Genomic DNA, 13,808 nt, shown 5'->3' on the forward strand with positions numbered 1-13,808 from the left:
CGCTAGGGGCGATCGCCCGAAGGGGAGGTTCGCTCCACTTGAATTTTGGCAATGGCAGGGGTAGTACACAGGTAGGTCAGCACATCCTCCGCACTCATCAGGCGCTTGAGCACCACTTGGCCAATGGTTGAGGCCGGGTCAGGATGGCTGGGCTTCACTTCTACCATGAGAACCATCTCCTCCACTTGGTACAGCCAGAGCTTTTCCTCCCCCTCTAGAATGTAGAGGCAGGTACGGGTGATCACGGGCGATCGCCGCCACGCTTGCTCATTCCAGAGGCCTTGGGGTTCCCACACGCGGCCAATCTGCCACCCCTCAGTGAGGAAAAAGTATTTCATGCCACAGGCGGCGATTCATTCCCTTGGGCACTAGCGGTCTCCTCGGGTTCCATGGAATTAAAACAAGCTGCCGCTATCAGCAAAAATGGCGTTCCTGGCAGGAGGGGTAAAATAAAGCCGATAACCCCAATAATTCCAAAAATCACACCAAGAACCATACGTGCTGTATTACGGATGCTTTTAGTCACAGGCATTCCCTTCGAGTTGCAATCGGCGAGGATGATTCACCTCTAACGTAGCCTGAACCTTGCCTTTTCACAAGTTGCTGGTGCTAAGCTTTATCGAGAATCGCATCCCGCAGATCCATGCCGTCCATTTCTGCTTTGTAGAGGTTTGCCCCCTTAAAGTTGGCACGGCGGGCATTGGCCTTCGACATCTTGGCGGCAATGAGAACCGCATATTCAAAGTTCGCTTCAATGAGACTGGCACTTTCAAGAATCGCTTCTTGCAAAATTGCGCTCTTGAGATCGGCCAAGTGCAGGTTGGCCTGAAAGAGATTGGCACGGGTGAGGTTGGCATAGGCAAGGGTCGCTTCCACTAGGCTCACTCGCCGCAGTAGCGTGCCCACCAAGTTGGCTTGGCGCAGATCGGCCATGGCAATATTTGACTTGTAGAGATCAGCACCCGCTAAGGTAGCCCGTTGTAAACAGGCCCCCTGCAAATCCGCCTCAATCAGGTCACTCATGTAGAGGTTTGCTCCCGCCATGTAGGCATCCTTGAGGAGGGCATGGCGCAGATCCGCACCTGCTAAATTGGCCTGATCAAGATTGGCATTGGTGAGGTTGTACAACTCCAAATTGGCGCCCGTTAAATCTGCCTGTCCCAGATCAGGGCGAATATCACTGTTTTGCTCCCGCCATTGATTCCAAGCGGTAACCCCCTGCTTGAGAAGCTGAAGATGTTGGGGATTGGCCACGGCAGTTATCCTTGGGCACTCGGATCAGTGTTTTGATAACCGTAAAAATCAATGCGATAGTCAACAATTTTCACGCCAGTTTTTGCTTCAATCTCAGCAATGAGAGAGGGGGGTAGCTCAACATGAACGTCAATAATTTTCTGGCTATCGAGACAATTGACATGGCTGTGACTATCACTGATATTGCCGTAAAGGCGCCCATCGGCACGCTCAACGCACTCAATAATGCCATGCTCGGAAAGGGCTTCGAGATTCTGATATACAGAGGTATGGCCGATGTCTTTGCCGGCTTGATTCAGGCGATCGTAGATCTGCCGCGCTGAGAGGTGATCCTTGGCATCCCAGAGCAGTTCAAGAATGGCACGCCGCTGCCGACTCAGCCGCAATCCAAGCCGCTGACAGCGATCGATCGCATCCTCAAGGGAACGAATGGGGGGTAGGGGACTGGGAGCAGGAGACGTGAACACGGCGCTATCCTAAAAAATAAAATTCAAACAGCAGATTTTGCTTAGCTAAGTAGCCTATTGCAGTTAAATCGCAGTTTTAGGGTTATCCATTTGCTAACCTGTAGTCACTATGATAATCAATCCTTTGGTTATAATCAAATTCGCTCCTTGTCAAGGCTGTCAGCCGCTGTTTGAGACAGCAAATAAAACCCCAGAAAGGCAAACATCATGGCAGCGATCGCCTTGACCACTTTCACGGGGATCAATGTGGCAATCCCACTGCCCAAAAGCACACCGAAAAACGTTGTACACACCAAGCCAGAGGCCACGCCTAGAAAGACAGCGGTAGCGGAGCGGGCATTACTCCCTAAAGTAATCGCCACCAGTTGACTCTTGTCCCCCAGTTCTGACAAGAACACAATCGCAAAACTCACGGCAAAGGATTGCCAGTCCATCCAATTTCTCCAAAGATGTTGCTGCTATAGGGCAGATTAACGGTATGGGCAGTTGCGGTCAACGATCGCTAGTGGCGCAGGGTGGCAGGATCAGCTTAAAACAAGTTACGATTCTTAATATCAATTCTGCTTATAGCCCTGTTCTAAATGGCGGAGGTGCTCATGTTGAATACCACTACTGACGGATCGAGCGCGATCGCACCGGACACCACCTCCTTGAGCAGTCTGGCACAGGCTTGGGCAAAGCGCTATATTACCAACCTCAACACCACCGCCCTTGCGGAGGATGATCCAGCGGTGGTTGCCCCTCGGCTCTTGGCCGAATTGCGGAATGCCAGTGTCAAGGCTTGGCAGCGCACTGAAGGCTTTTTGGCCGCAGAGATGATTCGCCATGGCATCCCAGCGGAACTGGTGGATCCTTGGAGCATCTCCAAAGACATCCATGACATTTATCAGCGCACCCTCAAACTCTACGAAGCCGGCAAGGGCACCCAGCAAATGACCGCCAAGCTGGCTAGTGCCATCAGTGAGATTCGCCGCCGCTATACTGCCGTCGATCCGCGGGTGATTGGCTTTGTCAGTATGCAGTTTCACCACACGGGGGTATTACTGCTAGAAGTGGCACCAACGAGCCAACGTCCGATCCTCAGTAGCTTCTTCAAAGTTATTGATGATCACCTCTACATGCCCTTGCACCGTGCCTATAACGCAGCAGCCAACTACGACTACAATGATCCGGCCTTGGCTTTAGTGCGCCATCTGTTGCCCCAGAGCACGGCGATCGCCACCGCTATTTGTGATCGTGTTGCCGAACTCAACCCCCAGCACCGCTGTTTTAGTGGCCCTTTGACCCAAGCCAGTGTGCGTGTTTCCAGTATTCGCGATGTCGAGATGTTCCAAATCTACCTCTGGGTATGTCTTTTGGAGCAAAGCCTTGAGGCGCTGCAACGGGAACTCTTTCCTCTGTGTTTGATGCTTTATCCTTCGCTGAATGTGATATGGGAGCTAGTGTTTCAAATGGTGCACCTTTTGGGTAAGGAAATACAAACCCGTGCCGCTGGCTATGATACAAGTGTTTTTACCCCCTACTATCTATCTCTCCGAGAAATGTTTGATCCCAAGATTTTTCAAGGACTCCTATGATTCCCAATTTGCAGCAGATTTCTCTCTCCCCTATTGCCATTGCGGGGTCTGGTCTGTGGGCGATCGCCCTGTACTGGGGCTTTTATCCCACGGGGCAAGCCTTAATACAGCGTTTAGTGACGTGGCTAGGGGGTGAAGCAAACCAAAGTGCCGAATTCTGGGCAGGGATGGTGGGGCTAGTTCCCTTTATTCTGGTGGGGACGGGTTGCTTTATCCTCTGTAGTTTGGGCTTGGGACAAAGTTGGGCCTTGAGTTTAGGCCTGATGGCAACCATCGGTGGGGCAATCTACGAACTTGGCCGGCGGGATGGCCAACAATCCTAGGTTGGGTTGCGGGGGAGAATCCGCTAACATTTAGTTAATCTTTATGGTGTTTCCTAGAGAGGAAGCGCACTTCGTTGCCCCTGAGAATACTCGCCGGTGATTCAATGAAAGCGTCTGCGGATGCCAGTTCTACCCAAGAAACGACACCGCCGCTCAGTTTGCTCCTGTTTGTTGCCAATCGTCCGGGCGATGAAGAGGAAACCGCTGCTATTCAAGCCCACATTCAGCAACTACCCTCGAACTTTGGCTTTGAGTTAAAAGTGGTGCCCATAGGTGAGCAGCCCTATCTCCTAGAGGAGTACAAGCTGGTTGCCACGCCTGCCTTGATTAAAGTCCGTCCTGAACCGCGTCAAACCCTCGCTGGTCGTAAGCTGCTGCAAAAAGTAGACTATTGGTGGCCGCGCTGGCAGCGGGAAGTGGCTCTCGGCCTACAGGCAGATATGCAAAAGTCGGCAGCGGAGCAGTCCGATTGCTCGATGGAACTCAGCCGCCTGAAGGATGAGCTGTTTCAACTGCGCCAAGAGCGCGATCGCCTTGCCGAACAACTGCAATTTAAAGATCGGATTATTGGCTTGCTGGCCCATGAGTTGCGTAACCCCCTCACTGCTGTTGGCATTGCCCTTGAAACCCTCGAAGCCAACCTTCAGGAAGAGAGCACTCAGCAACTCCATACTGAGGACATCCAACGCCTGTTTCACCATGCCCGCAGTCAAACCCAGATAATGGGACAACTGATTACGGATTTACTCTTAGCGGCGCGCGGGCCCCAAGATAAGCTGCAAATTATGGCGCGGCAACTGGATCTGCGACAACTGTGCCAAGAAACGGTTGAGGATGTGCGCCTCAATTTTGAACGTAAAAAGCAGCACTTTACCACCGACATTCCTTTGGATTTACCCTTGGTCTATGGCGATGGCGATCGCATTCGTCAGGTCCTTGTTAATCTGCTGGACAATGCCTGTAAATACACTCCTGAAGGGGGCAAAATCCACCTGAGCGCCTTTCACCGCATGACTCAAAAAGTACAAGTTACCGTCTGTGACACTGGCCCCGGTATTCCCATTGAGCAGCAGGAAAAAATTTTTGGCGAGACGGTTCGCCTCGATCGCGATCGCACCATTGAAGGCTATGGCATTGGCCTTGCCCTTTGCCGCCAAATTATTCGTATGCACTACGGCCAGATTTGGGTGGACTCCCAACCGGGAAAAGGCAGTTGCTTTCACTTCACACTGCCCGTTTATAGCTAGCGCTGCCCTTCCTTAACCATGCGGGCGATCGTTTCAGCGCGCAGATAGGGATCAGGCCCAAGGGGCAAAATTTCGTAGAACTCGTTATCTGGCAAGCGCATCAGTTGTAGGGATTCCTGCTCGCGATAGATCACATAGACTCCCGGTGGCCATGTTTTGGCACTGCGCACTGGCACAGGAATGTCACGGCGCTCTTCGCCAACGCGGGCAAGGCGTACCACCTGTGTATTGGGACGATAGACCACCTTATCTTCACGGGTCCGCCGAAATAAAAAGCGATCCAAAACCTTGGGTAGAATCTCTGTTTCTGTGCCCCCCAATTGCAAATTCAAATCCAGCAATTTGTCTTCAAGGGTGAGTTCAATGATGTGGGGTTCAGGGACGAGGGGTTGGGAGTGAATCTCAGTGGTCTCTTGGGGTGGTTCGGCGTTAGGTTTCACCTTCTGGACAATTTGGCTGATGTATTCCAGATCCACTGTCGTGATTTTCTTAAAGGTGACAAACCAAGAGAGCAAACTAATGGCTATCCCCGGTTCCAATGTCGTAATCAAGGTTGCTAGATCCAAGTCATCAAGGCGAATGGCCTTAAGAGCAGCATCGGTTTGACCCAAGACAATGGCTGCATCCCCTGGACTGAGATGTTTGAGGCTGCTGTAGAGCAAGCGCAGATCAATCGTTTCTTGGCAGCCTTGGGTGGAAATGCGGTAGGTGATGTCGTAGAGCCAATCTAGCGTCACCAAGTCATGGTTGAGCATCCAGAGGGCAAAGTTAAAGGCCGTTTGGGGAAAGGCAGCTTGGGCAATGCTTTTGACAATGACTTGGGCGCGATCGCGCTGGAGCAAGGTAAGTAAGGCTGCTTGCTTGTCTGCCTTGGTTGTCAGTTCATGGTAGCCAAGGAGCGCTTGGAACAATTCCTGATCACTGGGCAGTAATCGAATGGCTGCTGGAGGAGTCATAAGCTTTAGTGTCGCAGATTCGTGTGACCCATTGCCCCTCACCCTATGATGAACGATCCAAAAGGCAACCCTAGCCCTTAATTCCACTATAGAGGGTGGTTAGAATATCTATGCTATCCCCCTACCTTTGCTTCCAATTGGCGCACTCGCTTGAGGAGATCCGGCAGCTGCTTCACTGCGGCTGAAACCTTGAGGTAGAGGGTTTGATCCATGGCCGGAATCCCCCCCATGCGGCTATCTGGGGGGACAGAGCTACTGATGCCGGATTTAGCAGAGACAATGGTGCGATCGCCAATGGTCAAATGACCCGCTGCCCCCACCTGTCCCGCCAGAACGACATGATTACCAATGTGGGTCGAACCCGCTAAGCCCACTTGAGCACAGAGAATCGCGTTTTCACCGATGGTACAGTTGTGAGCCACCATCGTCAGGTTGTCAATCTTCGTGCCATTCGCCACAGTAGTCTCTCCGAGGGTGGCGCGATCAATCGTTGTGCCGGCACCAATTTCGACATCATTGCCAATGACCACGGTGCCCACTTGCGGAATTTTATAGTGGCGACCATCGGGCAGAGGCACATAGCCAAAGCCATCACCGCCGAGGACAACACTATTTTGCAGAATGACGCGATCGCCCAATTGTACCCGCTCCCGCAGGGCACAGTGGCTATAGATACGGCAATCGGCGCCAACCACCACATCATCGTAGAGCGTGCAATGACTATCAATTACTGTGCGATCGCCAATGCGCACGCGATCGCCAATCACGGTATAGGCACCAATGGTCACCTCAGCTCCCAAGACGACATCGGCTCCCAGAATTGCCGTCGGGTGAATTTTGGCGGAGGGTTTGGGTTGCGGATAAAACCATTCAATACATTTGGCAAAGGCAAGGTAGGGATGGGGCACCCGCAGCAGGGGACAGGCAGCCTCCCCTTGAAAATCGGGACGGACAAACACAGCAGCCGCTGCCGTGGTCTGCAATAGAGCGGTGTACTTCGGATTGGCCAGAAAAGAGATATCCGTGGCTGTTGCTGTTTCTAAGGGGGCTACCCCCAACACGGGGCGATCGCCCTGCTCTGGACAATCAAGGGTTGCCCCAAACCGTTCGGCCACCTCTGCCAACCGCATCTTGCCGTCCTCATCATCAAACTTGAGTTTTAGCTCAGTCTATCAGGTCTCGTTTGTGAAACCGATCAAGAATTTAGCGAAATCGTTCATACTGAACATTTTATCCTTTGCACGGGTGATATTCATTGAGTGGCAACTTTGTCAATGTGTTTGTTATATTTTTTAACACGTATGCCCGATAACATGGAGTAAGGAGTACATTCTATGGAGCAACGCTTCCCCGAACTGAATGTTGACCTCAGCTTTGAACAGGAGTTTCAAATGCGGGTGATGGAGGAGCAAGTGAGTGCCATGAGCCTTCAGGAAGCGCGTGAGCTACTGTTGCAAGCCTCTCGCCTATTGATGATGAAAGACAACGTCATTCGCTCCTTGGTCAAACGCGCTGCCTAGGTCACACAGGTGTGGGACGGACCTCTTTCTCCACCTTGCTTCCTCCGTCGAATCAAGTAGGGGATAGTGGCCTACCACGCACGGGGCTGAAACTGCGGGTCGTTGAGAATCGTCACCCCATCCCCCGACTGCGCCAACACAAACAAACCTTGCCGATAAGCGTAGCGAGCCACCTCGGGCGGCACAATCATCCCTGCCACGGCACCCAAGAGTTTGGTGCCACGATACTGGTGAGCTAGACGGCGAAATTTCGCAATCCGCTCTAAATGTTCATCAACATCCCCTTGGCTAAGTTTTGTTTTCACTTCGATGAGAACGGCTTCATCGGTGTTAACGACCAACAGATCAATTTCTAAACTCTCGTTGCCGTCTTGAAGAATCACATCACTGTAGAGTTGAGAAACAGCAATTCCCCGACTCTGAAATAAGCGCAACACGGCTGGGCGGACTTGCCACTCCACAAATTCCCCAAGGCGATTGCCCAGTTTGCCAATTTGTTGGTTGAGCTGCCGTGCTTCTTCTCGGAGCAACCGTTCGGTTTCTTGAAAACGCCGGTCAGTCTCTTGGAACCGCCGATCTGTTTCTTGAAAACGTTGAGCCGTTTCCTGAAATCGCTGTTCAAGATCCTGAAAACGCCGGTCAGTCTCTTGAAATCGCCGATCTGTTTCCTGAAATCGGCGTTCTGTTTCCTTTTGAGCCGCCAGTAGCTCTGCCAATAATCGCCAAACATCTTCAGGGGTGTATGCCTGTGTCATTCTGGATTGATAATTGCCAACAAACTGGTGCGTATGCCTTACCATCATAACTTAGGAAACAATACAGAAGCTTGGTAGCTTCAACGCTTCAGTACGAGGGAAAAAACCCAAAAAGGACTTTAGTTCCAGAGGATATAATAAGAATGAGGGCTGACCTTGGTGAAAAAAATAAGCGGTTAGAAGAAGCCTACTGTAAAAATTATTTGCGATCGCTCCTAAGAGGTATTGATATATGACTCGTCCACTGCTGCTGAGCGTGGTGTGGCTGGGGATATGTTATCCCTTGGCCACGTTGGCGACTCCCCTGCCCCCGATCTTGAATCCCATTTCCCCGACCACCGGCTTTGAATCCTCGGAAATGAACCGCCTTTGGCAAAATCAGTGGCGTTCTCAAGACCGCCGTGAGGCCAGTACGATGCTGCAACCATCCGCTGACAAGGTGCTACAAATTGAAGTGGATGGCCAACTGCTGACGCCCAGCCAAGCTCAACAACTCCTACTGCGCCAAGAATAATCCTGCGGGACTTAAACTATTAGCGGGAACATTTCACGTACTCGCTATGCCCCTAACCCGTCGTCAAACCCTCGGCCTCCTCGTCGGCAGTGCCGCTACACTCTGGTTGCGATCGCGCCCAGCCGTGGCTGAAAGTGAGCCGTCAGAAATTTATACGCTGCCGCCTTTGCCCTACGGCTACGATGCCCTAGAGCCAGTGATTGATGCGGAGACGATGCAGCTACACCACGACAAACACCATGCGGCCTATGTGAAGACGCTGAACAAGGCACTGACGCCCTACCGGCAATGGCAGGGGCTACCCATTGAGGATTTACTGCGCCACATTCGCCAACTACCCACCGCCATCCAACAAACCGTGCGCAACCACGGCGGCGGCCATGCCAACCATTCCCTCTTTTGGCAAAGTATGGCACCGAATGGGGGCGGTGAACCCACGGAGGAGTTGGCCACAGCAATTGCAACCACCTTTGGCTCGTTCTCAGCGTTTCAAACCCAGTTTCAGCAGGCAGGTCTGAAGCACTTTGGCAGTGGCTGGGTCTGGCTTGTGCTGACGCCCCAAGGAAATCTGGCCATTACCACCACACTGAACCAAGATTCGCCGCTGATGCAAGGGCAAGTGCCGATCTTGGGCAATGATTTGTGGGAGCATGCCTACTACCTGACCTATCGCAACCGTCGCGATCAGTACCTAGAGGCTTGGTGGCAGGTGGTTAATTGGCCTTGGCTGAGCGATCGCTACGCCCAGATGCGCGCTCTTTTGACTTAGTAAGCAAGGCCTGCTCATGGCGATCGTAGGCATCAATAATTCGCTCGACAAGGGGATGGCGAATCACATCCCCCTTGGTTAGATAACAAAACGCGATCCCTTCGACATCTTTGAGAATTTTCGTGGCCACACTGAGGCCGGAGGTTTGATGTTCTGGTAGATCGGTTTGTGTCAAGTCCCCCGTCACCACCAAGCAGGAGTTAAAACCAATGCGGGTCAACACCATTTTCATTTGGGCAGGGGTAGTGTTCTGGGCCTCATCGAGGATGACAAAGGCATTATTGAGGGTACGCCCTCGCATATAGGCCAAGGGAGCCACTTCAATCACCCCCCGCTCCATCAGGTTACTAATTTTCTCCGGCTCCACTAGTTCGTAAAGAGCATCGTAGAGGGGACGCAAATAGGGATCAATTTTTTGCTGTAAATCTCCCGGCAAAAAGCCGAGCCGCTCCCCTGCTTCCACCGCAGGCCGTGTCAAAATCAACCGCTCATAAGTACCCGACAGTAGCGCTTGGACGGCTAGAACGGTGGCCAAGAAGGTTTTGCCGGTGCCCGCTGGCCCAATGCCAAAGGTGAGTGTGTGGCTGCGAATGGCTTGAATGTACTGGCGCTGGCGAAAGGTTTTGGCACGAATAATGTCGCCGCGACGGGTGCGAGCCAGAATATCCTGTTGCAGCTCTTGGAGGGCTTCCCGCTGCTGGGTGTCGTAGGCATGGCGGACGGTGAGAATATCTACCCCAGACACAGGACGCCCCTCGCGCCAGAGGGTACCGAGGTCTTGAATCAGTTGTTGGCAGAGTTGGATTTGAGCAGGGGTACCAGTGATGTAGAGATCCCGCCCCCTTAAAACAAGGGTCGCCCCTGTTTGGGCGGCAAAGATGCGCAGGTTGGCTTCTTGCTCACCGACAAGGGCGATCGCACTCTCAGTGCTGTGGAGGTCAATCGTGAGGCTTTCCCTCGTGGTCATACCCAAGGCTTAGCGATTGCGCTTGCGGGCGGCCTCCTGTTTGCGTTTGCGGCGCAGGCTGGGTTTCTCATAACGTTCACGCCGTTTGACTTCCGAAAGAATGCCCGCTTTTTGGATTTTTTTCTTGAATCGCCGTAGAGCGGACTCAATGGATTCGTTTTCACCTAAACGCACTTCAGACACGCGCTAACTTTGCCTCCTTGATGATGGATAAGAACGACGACGGGATCGTCGGGGGCGATCGCTCCCTTGATGATCTATTTTAGGTGTACTTTTGGCATCGTCATAGACATCTAAGTAAACCTGCTGACCGGCGGCTTGGGCAGCAGCCTGTAAAACCGCTCGAATGGCATGGAGATTGCGACCGCCACGGCCATAGACCCGTCCCTTATCCTCGCCAGCAAAGGCAAGGCGTACCCAGATGCGAGAATTGGCAGGGGAAAATTCCGCATGCAGCCGTAGGGTTTCTGGTGCTTCCATAAAGGGTTCCAGCAGGAAGCGAATCAAGGCAGCGTAATTGGGGGCAGCCGACTCAGTCATTGCCTATTTTTTGGCAGTTTCAGGGAGAAGATTTGCTTTGACAAACAGCCGCCGCACGGTATCTGTGGGTTGTGCGCCCTGCGCCAAACGCCGCTTGATAGCCTCTTCCTTAAGGCGCACTTCATCACGGATCGGATCGTAGAAGCCCAATTCTTCGAGGGCACGCCCATCGCGGCGATCCGTATTATTCATGGCCACAATCCGATAGGTGGCGTTCCGTTTTTTGCCGTAGCGTTTGAGACGCAGTTTAATCATGTCAGCCTATGGAGATAAAAGGGGCAGATTTTTATCGACAATTTTCTAGTATAACGGACATCCCAAATCGGGTAAAGTAGATTGCGGTTCGAGTTGAGCACTGCCGATGACAAAGACAGCATGGTTATTTCCCGGCCAAGGGTCGCAACATCCAGAAATGATGGCGGATTTGCTAACGGCCTATCCCCCAGCCGAGGAGCGGTGCGCACAGGCAGCGGCTATTTTGGGGTGGTCGGTCATTGAGTGCTGTGCAGGTCGTATCGGTAACTTAGATCAAACCCTCTATACCCAGCCGAGTTTGTTTCTGGTGGAGAGCTTGCTTGTGGATGCTCTCAAGGAACGGGGGGCAAAAGCGGACTTTGTTGCGGGGCATAGTCTCGGCGAATATGTTGCCCTCTATGCGGCGGAGGTTTTTGACTTTACAACAGGACTGAAGTTAGTGCAGCGGCGAGCCGAACTGATGAATGCCGCCGGGGGGGGCAAGATGGTGGCCTTGATTGGCTTTGACCGCGAGCAGTTGCAAGAGGCGATCGCCAGCACAGCCAATGTGGTTCTGGCCAATGATAACCATCCGGGGCAGGTGGTGATTTCGGGGCTGCCGGCAGCGGTGGACGCGGTGCTAGGCAAAATTAAGGTGAAGCGAGCGGTTCCCTTGAATGTGAGTGGGGCTTTTCATTCCCCGTTTATGGCGGAGGCCGCAGCCACGTTTGCCACGCTGCTGGAGGAGTACACCTTCCACGAGGCGATCTTTCCCGTTTTGAACAATGTCGAACCTGAACCGACAACAGATGCAGCGGTGATCAAGGCACGCTTGCGATCGCAGATGACCGGCTCTGTGCGGTGGGTGGACACCTGTCATGCCCTTGCGGCAGCGGGGGTGACCCAAGCCTTTGAAATTGGTCCCGGCAACGTATTGGCAGGCTTGGTTAAACGCACGACCCCAGAGATCACCGTTACCAGCATTGCCACGATCGCTAGTTTGGAGAGCCTTGGGTGAGTCGCGATCGCGAGCCGCTGATCAGTTTGCTCCTCTACCATCTTTTCAAATGGTCAGTGGTGAGTCCACTCCTGCACACCTACTTTCGCGGGCGCATCTATGGTGCCCATCAGGTACCGCTGCGAGGGCCACTGGTGGTGGTAGCCAATCATGCCAGCTACTTTGATCCACCCCTGATTTCTAACTGTGTGCGCCGACCGGTGGCTTGGATGGCCAAGGAGGAATTATTCCAGATTCCCATTTTTCGGACATTGATTCGGTGGTATGGTGCCTATCCTGTGAAGCGGGGAGCCGGCGATCGCCGCGCATTGCAGGCCGCCCTCAAAGCTCTAGAACAGGGTTGGGCAGTGGGGGTCTTTTTGGAGGGCACGCGCACGAAAGATGGGCGCATCTATGATCCGAAATTGGGGGCAGCACTCATTGCCGCCAAAGCTCAGGCGCCTCTATTGCCCGTCTGCCTTTGGGGAACCCAAGAGATTCTCAAAAAAGGTGGATTTCCCCGACCGGTTCCGATTACGGTGCGCATTGGTGCCCCCATTCCCCCCCCGGCTTCGGGCGATCGCCCTGCCCTAGAAGCAGTCACACAGCACTGCTGCGAAGTGATCCACCGTCTCCATGACTTGGGTCGCTAGAGCAGACCATCCTTAGCGGCCATCAATTTCAGGAGATCCACCACACGGCAGGAATAGCCCCACTCATTGTCGTACCAAGCCACCACCTTAAAGAAATTGGCATTGAGTTGGATCCCGGCTGTGGCATCAAAGATACTGGAGCGGCCATCGCCAATAAAATCACTGGAGACAACGGCCTCCTCGGTATAGCCGAGAATTCCCTTGAGATCCCCCTCAGCCGCTGCCTTCATTGCCGCACAAATCTCGTCATAGCTCGTGGCCTTCTCAGTTTTGAAGGTTAAATCCACCACCGACACATCGGGCGTAGGAACGCGAAAGGCCATCCCCGTCAACTTGCCCTTGAGTTCGGGCAACACCAGTGTCACCGCTTTAGCAGCGCCGGTAGAGGCGGGAATAATATTTTGGCCAGCCCCGCGGCCGCCGCGCCAATCCTTCTTACTAGAACCATCCACCGTCGGTTGGGTTGCGGTGACAGAGTGCACCGTGGTCATCAAGCCCTCAGCTAGCCCAAAGGTTTGATGTAGGACCTTCGCCACCGGTGCCAAGCAATTTGTCGTGCAACTGGCATTAGAGACAATCACATCCACCGCTGGATCAAAGGCCGCATCATTAACACCAACGACAATTGTTTTCACCTTGTCGGCATCCTTGGTGGGGGCTGAAATCACCACTCGTTTCGCACCGGCCTCAAGATGCTGCGAGGCGCCATCATAGCCGGTAAATAGACCGGTGGATTCAACAATGTAGTCGGCGCCAACCGATCCCCAAGGCAGTTCTGCGGGATTGCGAATGGCCGTACAGGGAATGAACTTACCATCAATTTCAATGCCCTCTGCCGTGGCCTTGACGATCCCCGGATAGATGCCGTGGGTGGAATCGTACTTAAAGAGGTAGGCAAGGTTATCCGCAGGCACGAGATCGTTAATGCCGACAAACTGAATATTGTCGCAGGCGAGACCCGCCCGTAGCACCAAGCGGCCAATGCGGCCAAAGCCATTAATACCGACTTTCAAGGTCATGAAAACTCTCCCAAGG

Annotated in this window: 21 protein-coding genes; 8 read left to right on the forward strand and 13 right to left on the reverse strand. The window is 53.1% G+C overall.

The genetic code is table 11. The annotated features are described in order from the left end of the window. Window positions 1-2 precede the first annotated feature (2 nt). From RHJ80_RS10190 to RHJ80_RS10205, 5 genes are all read right to left on the reverse strand, one after another. Entirely contained in the window at window positions 3-338 is a 336-nt protein-coding gene (locus RHJ80_RS10190) for a hypothetical protein (RefSeq protein WP_149819148.1), read from the reverse strand. Then, window positions 335-532, reverse strand: a complete 198-nt coding sequence (locus RHJ80_RS13145) for a DUF454 family protein (RefSeq protein ID WP_302678217.1) — start codon at window positions 530-532, stop codon at window positions 335-337. The genes RHJ80_RS10190 and RHJ80_RS13145 overlap by 4 nt, the downstream gene beginning before the upstream one ends. Window positions 533-609: 77 nt before the next feature. Continuing rightward, window positions 610-1,254 (reverse strand): pentapeptide repeat-containing protein, encoded by a 645-nt coding sequence (locus tag RHJ80_RS10195; RefSeq protein ID WP_302678218.1) that lies wholly within the window; start codon window positions 1,252-1,254, stop codon window positions 610-612. 5 nt (window positions 1,255-1,259) lie between these two features. After that, window positions 1,260-1,721 carry a Fur family transcriptional regulator gene (locus RHJ80_RS10200; protein ID WP_206200077.1) on the reverse strand — a complete coding sequence of 154 codons (462 nt, stop codon included), beginning with the start codon at window positions 1,719-1,721 and terminating at the stop codon, window positions 1,260-1,262. 134 nt (window positions 1,722-1,855) lie between these two features. Further along, the gene (locus RHJ80_RS10205) at window positions 1,856-2,155 is read right to left on the reverse strand and encodes a TMEM165/GDT1 family protein (protein WP_286627074.1); all 300 of its coding nucleotides are present in this window, start codon (window positions 2,153-2,155) and stop codon (window positions 1,856-1,858) included. A gap of 162 nt (window positions 2,156-2,317) precedes the next feature. Here RHJ80_RS10205 and RHJ80_RS10210 point away from each other — a divergent pair, with 162 nt between their 5' ends. The 3 genes from RHJ80_RS10210 (at window position 2,318) to RHJ80_RS10220 (ending at window position 4,868) form a co-directional block, all read left to right on the forward strand. Beyond that, window positions 2,318-3,298, forward strand: coding sequence for a hypothetical protein (locus RHJ80_RS10210; RefSeq protein ID WP_206201685.1), 981 nt, complete (start codon window positions 2,318-2,320; stop codon window positions 3,296-3,298). Then, window positions 3,295-3,621: a hypothetical protein gene (locus RHJ80_RS10215; protein WP_310800927.1), complete on the forward strand. Its 327-nt coding sequence runs from the start codon at window positions 3,295-3,297 to the stop codon at window positions 3,619-3,621. The genes RHJ80_RS10210 and RHJ80_RS10215 overlap by 4 nt, the downstream gene beginning before the upstream one ends. Window positions 3,622-3,725: 104 nt before the next feature. Further along, window positions 3,726-4,868: a histidine kinase gene (locus RHJ80_RS10220; protein ID WP_206200079.1), complete on the forward strand. Its 1,143-nt coding sequence runs from the start codon at window positions 3,726-3,728 to the stop codon at window positions 4,866-4,868. On the opposite strand, the gene RHJ80_RS10225 is transcribed toward RHJ80_RS10220, so the two are convergent. Beyond that, window positions 4,865-5,824, reverse strand: coding sequence for a hypothetical protein (locus tag RHJ80_RS10225; protein ID WP_310800928.1), 960 nt, complete (start codon window positions 5,822-5,824; stop codon window positions 4,865-4,867). The genes RHJ80_RS10220 and RHJ80_RS10225 overlap by 4 nt on opposite strands. Before the next feature lie 113 nt (window positions 5,825-5,937). Further along, on the reverse strand, window positions 5,938-6,954 hold the full coding sequence (gene lpxD, locus RHJ80_RS10230; RefSeq protein WP_206200081.1) for a UDP-3-O-(3-hydroxymyristoyl)glucosamine N-acyltransferase: 1,017 nt from the start codon (window positions 6,952-6,954) through the stop codon (window positions 5,938-5,940). A gap of 204 nt (window positions 6,955-7,158) precedes the next feature. On the opposite strand from lpxD, the gene RHJ80_RS10235 reads away from it, so the two are divergent. After that, window positions 7,159-7,344 carry an NblA/ycf18 family protein gene (locus RHJ80_RS10235; protein WP_024125509.1) on the forward strand — a complete coding sequence of 62 codons (186 nt, stop codon included), beginning with the start codon at window positions 7,159-7,161 and terminating at the stop codon, window positions 7,342-7,344. 71 nt (window positions 7,345-7,415) lie between these two features. Here RHJ80_RS10235 and RHJ80_RS10240 read toward each other — a convergent pair whose 3' ends face one another. Beyond that, the gene (locus RHJ80_RS10240; protein ID WP_310800929.1) at window positions 7,416-8,099 is read right to left on the reverse strand and encodes a hypothetical protein; all 684 of its coding nucleotides are present in this window, start codon (window positions 8,097-8,099) and stop codon (window positions 7,416-7,418) included. A gap of 232 nt (window positions 8,100-8,331) precedes the next feature. Here RHJ80_RS10240 and RHJ80_RS10245 point away from each other — a divergent pair, with 232 nt between their 5' ends. Together RHJ80_RS10245 and RHJ80_RS10250 are read left to right on the forward strand one after the other, a co-directional pair. Next, window positions 8,332-8,613: a hypothetical protein gene (locus RHJ80_RS10245; protein WP_310800930.1), complete on the forward strand. Its 282-nt coding sequence runs from the start codon at window positions 8,332-8,334 to the stop codon at window positions 8,611-8,613. A gap of 46 nt (window positions 8,614-8,659) precedes the next feature. Next, window positions 8,660-9,382, forward strand: coding sequence for a superoxide dismutase (locus RHJ80_RS10250; protein WP_310800931.1), 723 nt, complete (start codon window positions 8,660-8,662; stop codon window positions 9,380-9,382). Here RHJ80_RS10250 and RHJ80_RS10255 read toward each other — a convergent pair. The 4 genes from RHJ80_RS10255 to rpsP are packed head-to-tail and all read right to left on the reverse strand — an operon-like array spanning window position 9,327 to window position 11,144. Further along, window positions 9,327-10,349 (reverse strand): PhoH family protein, encoded by a 1,023-nt coding sequence (locus tag RHJ80_RS10255; RefSeq protein WP_149819174.1) that lies wholly within the window; start codon window positions 10,347-10,349, stop codon window positions 9,327-9,329. The genes RHJ80_RS10250 and RHJ80_RS10255 overlap by 56 nt on opposite strands. 9 nt (window positions 10,350-10,358) lie before the next feature. Continuing rightward, window positions 10,359-10,532, reverse strand: coding sequence for a 30S ribosomal protein S21 (rpsU, locus tag RHJ80_RS10260; protein ID WP_015126245.1), 174 nt, complete (start codon window positions 10,530-10,532; stop codon window positions 10,359-10,361). 3 nt (window positions 10,533-10,535) lie between these two features. Then, on the reverse strand, window positions 10,536-10,889 hold the full coding sequence (locus RHJ80_RS10265; RefSeq protein WP_181494762.1) for a KH domain-containing protein: 354 nt from the start codon (window positions 10,887-10,889) through the stop codon (window positions 10,536-10,538). Window positions 10,890-10,892: 3 nt separating this feature from the next. Further along, window positions 10,893-11,144: a 30S ribosomal protein S16 gene (gene rpsP, locus RHJ80_RS10270; protein ID WP_149819178.1), complete on the reverse strand. Its 252-nt coding sequence runs from the start codon at window positions 11,142-11,144 to the stop codon at window positions 10,893-10,895. Between the two features lie 106 nt (window positions 11,145-11,250). Between rpsP and fabD the strand changes: the two genes are divergently transcribed. Next, on the forward strand, window positions 11,251-12,141 hold the full coding sequence (gene fabD / locus RHJ80_RS10275) for an ACP S-malonyltransferase (RefSeq protein ID WP_206200085.1): 891 nt from the start codon (window positions 11,251-11,253) through the stop codon (window positions 12,139-12,141). Continuing rightward, the gene (locus RHJ80_RS10280) at window positions 12,138-12,773 is read left to right on the forward strand and encodes a 1-acyl-sn-glycerol-3-phosphate acyltransferase (protein WP_149819182.1); all 636 of its coding nucleotides are present in this window, start codon (window positions 12,138-12,140) and stop codon (window positions 12,771-12,773) included. The genes fabD and RHJ80_RS10280 overlap by 4 nt, the downstream gene beginning before the upstream one ends. On the opposite strand, the gene gap is transcribed toward RHJ80_RS10280, so the two are convergent. After that, on the reverse strand, window positions 12,770-13,792 hold the full coding sequence (gap, locus tag RHJ80_RS10285; RefSeq protein WP_310743754.1) for a type I glyceraldehyde-3-phosphate dehydrogenase: 1,023 nt from the start codon (window positions 13,790-13,792) through the stop codon (window positions 12,770-12,772). The two genes, RHJ80_RS10280 and gap, sit on opposite strands and share 4 nt — an antisense overlap. Between the last annotated feature and the right edge of the window lie 16 nt (window positions 13,793-13,808).

The organism is Thermosynechococcus sp. QS41 (assembly GCF_031583515.1).
Taxonomy (GTDB): Bacteria; Cyanobacteriota; Cyanobacteriia; order Thermosynechococcales; family Thermosynechococcaceae; genus Thermosynechococcus.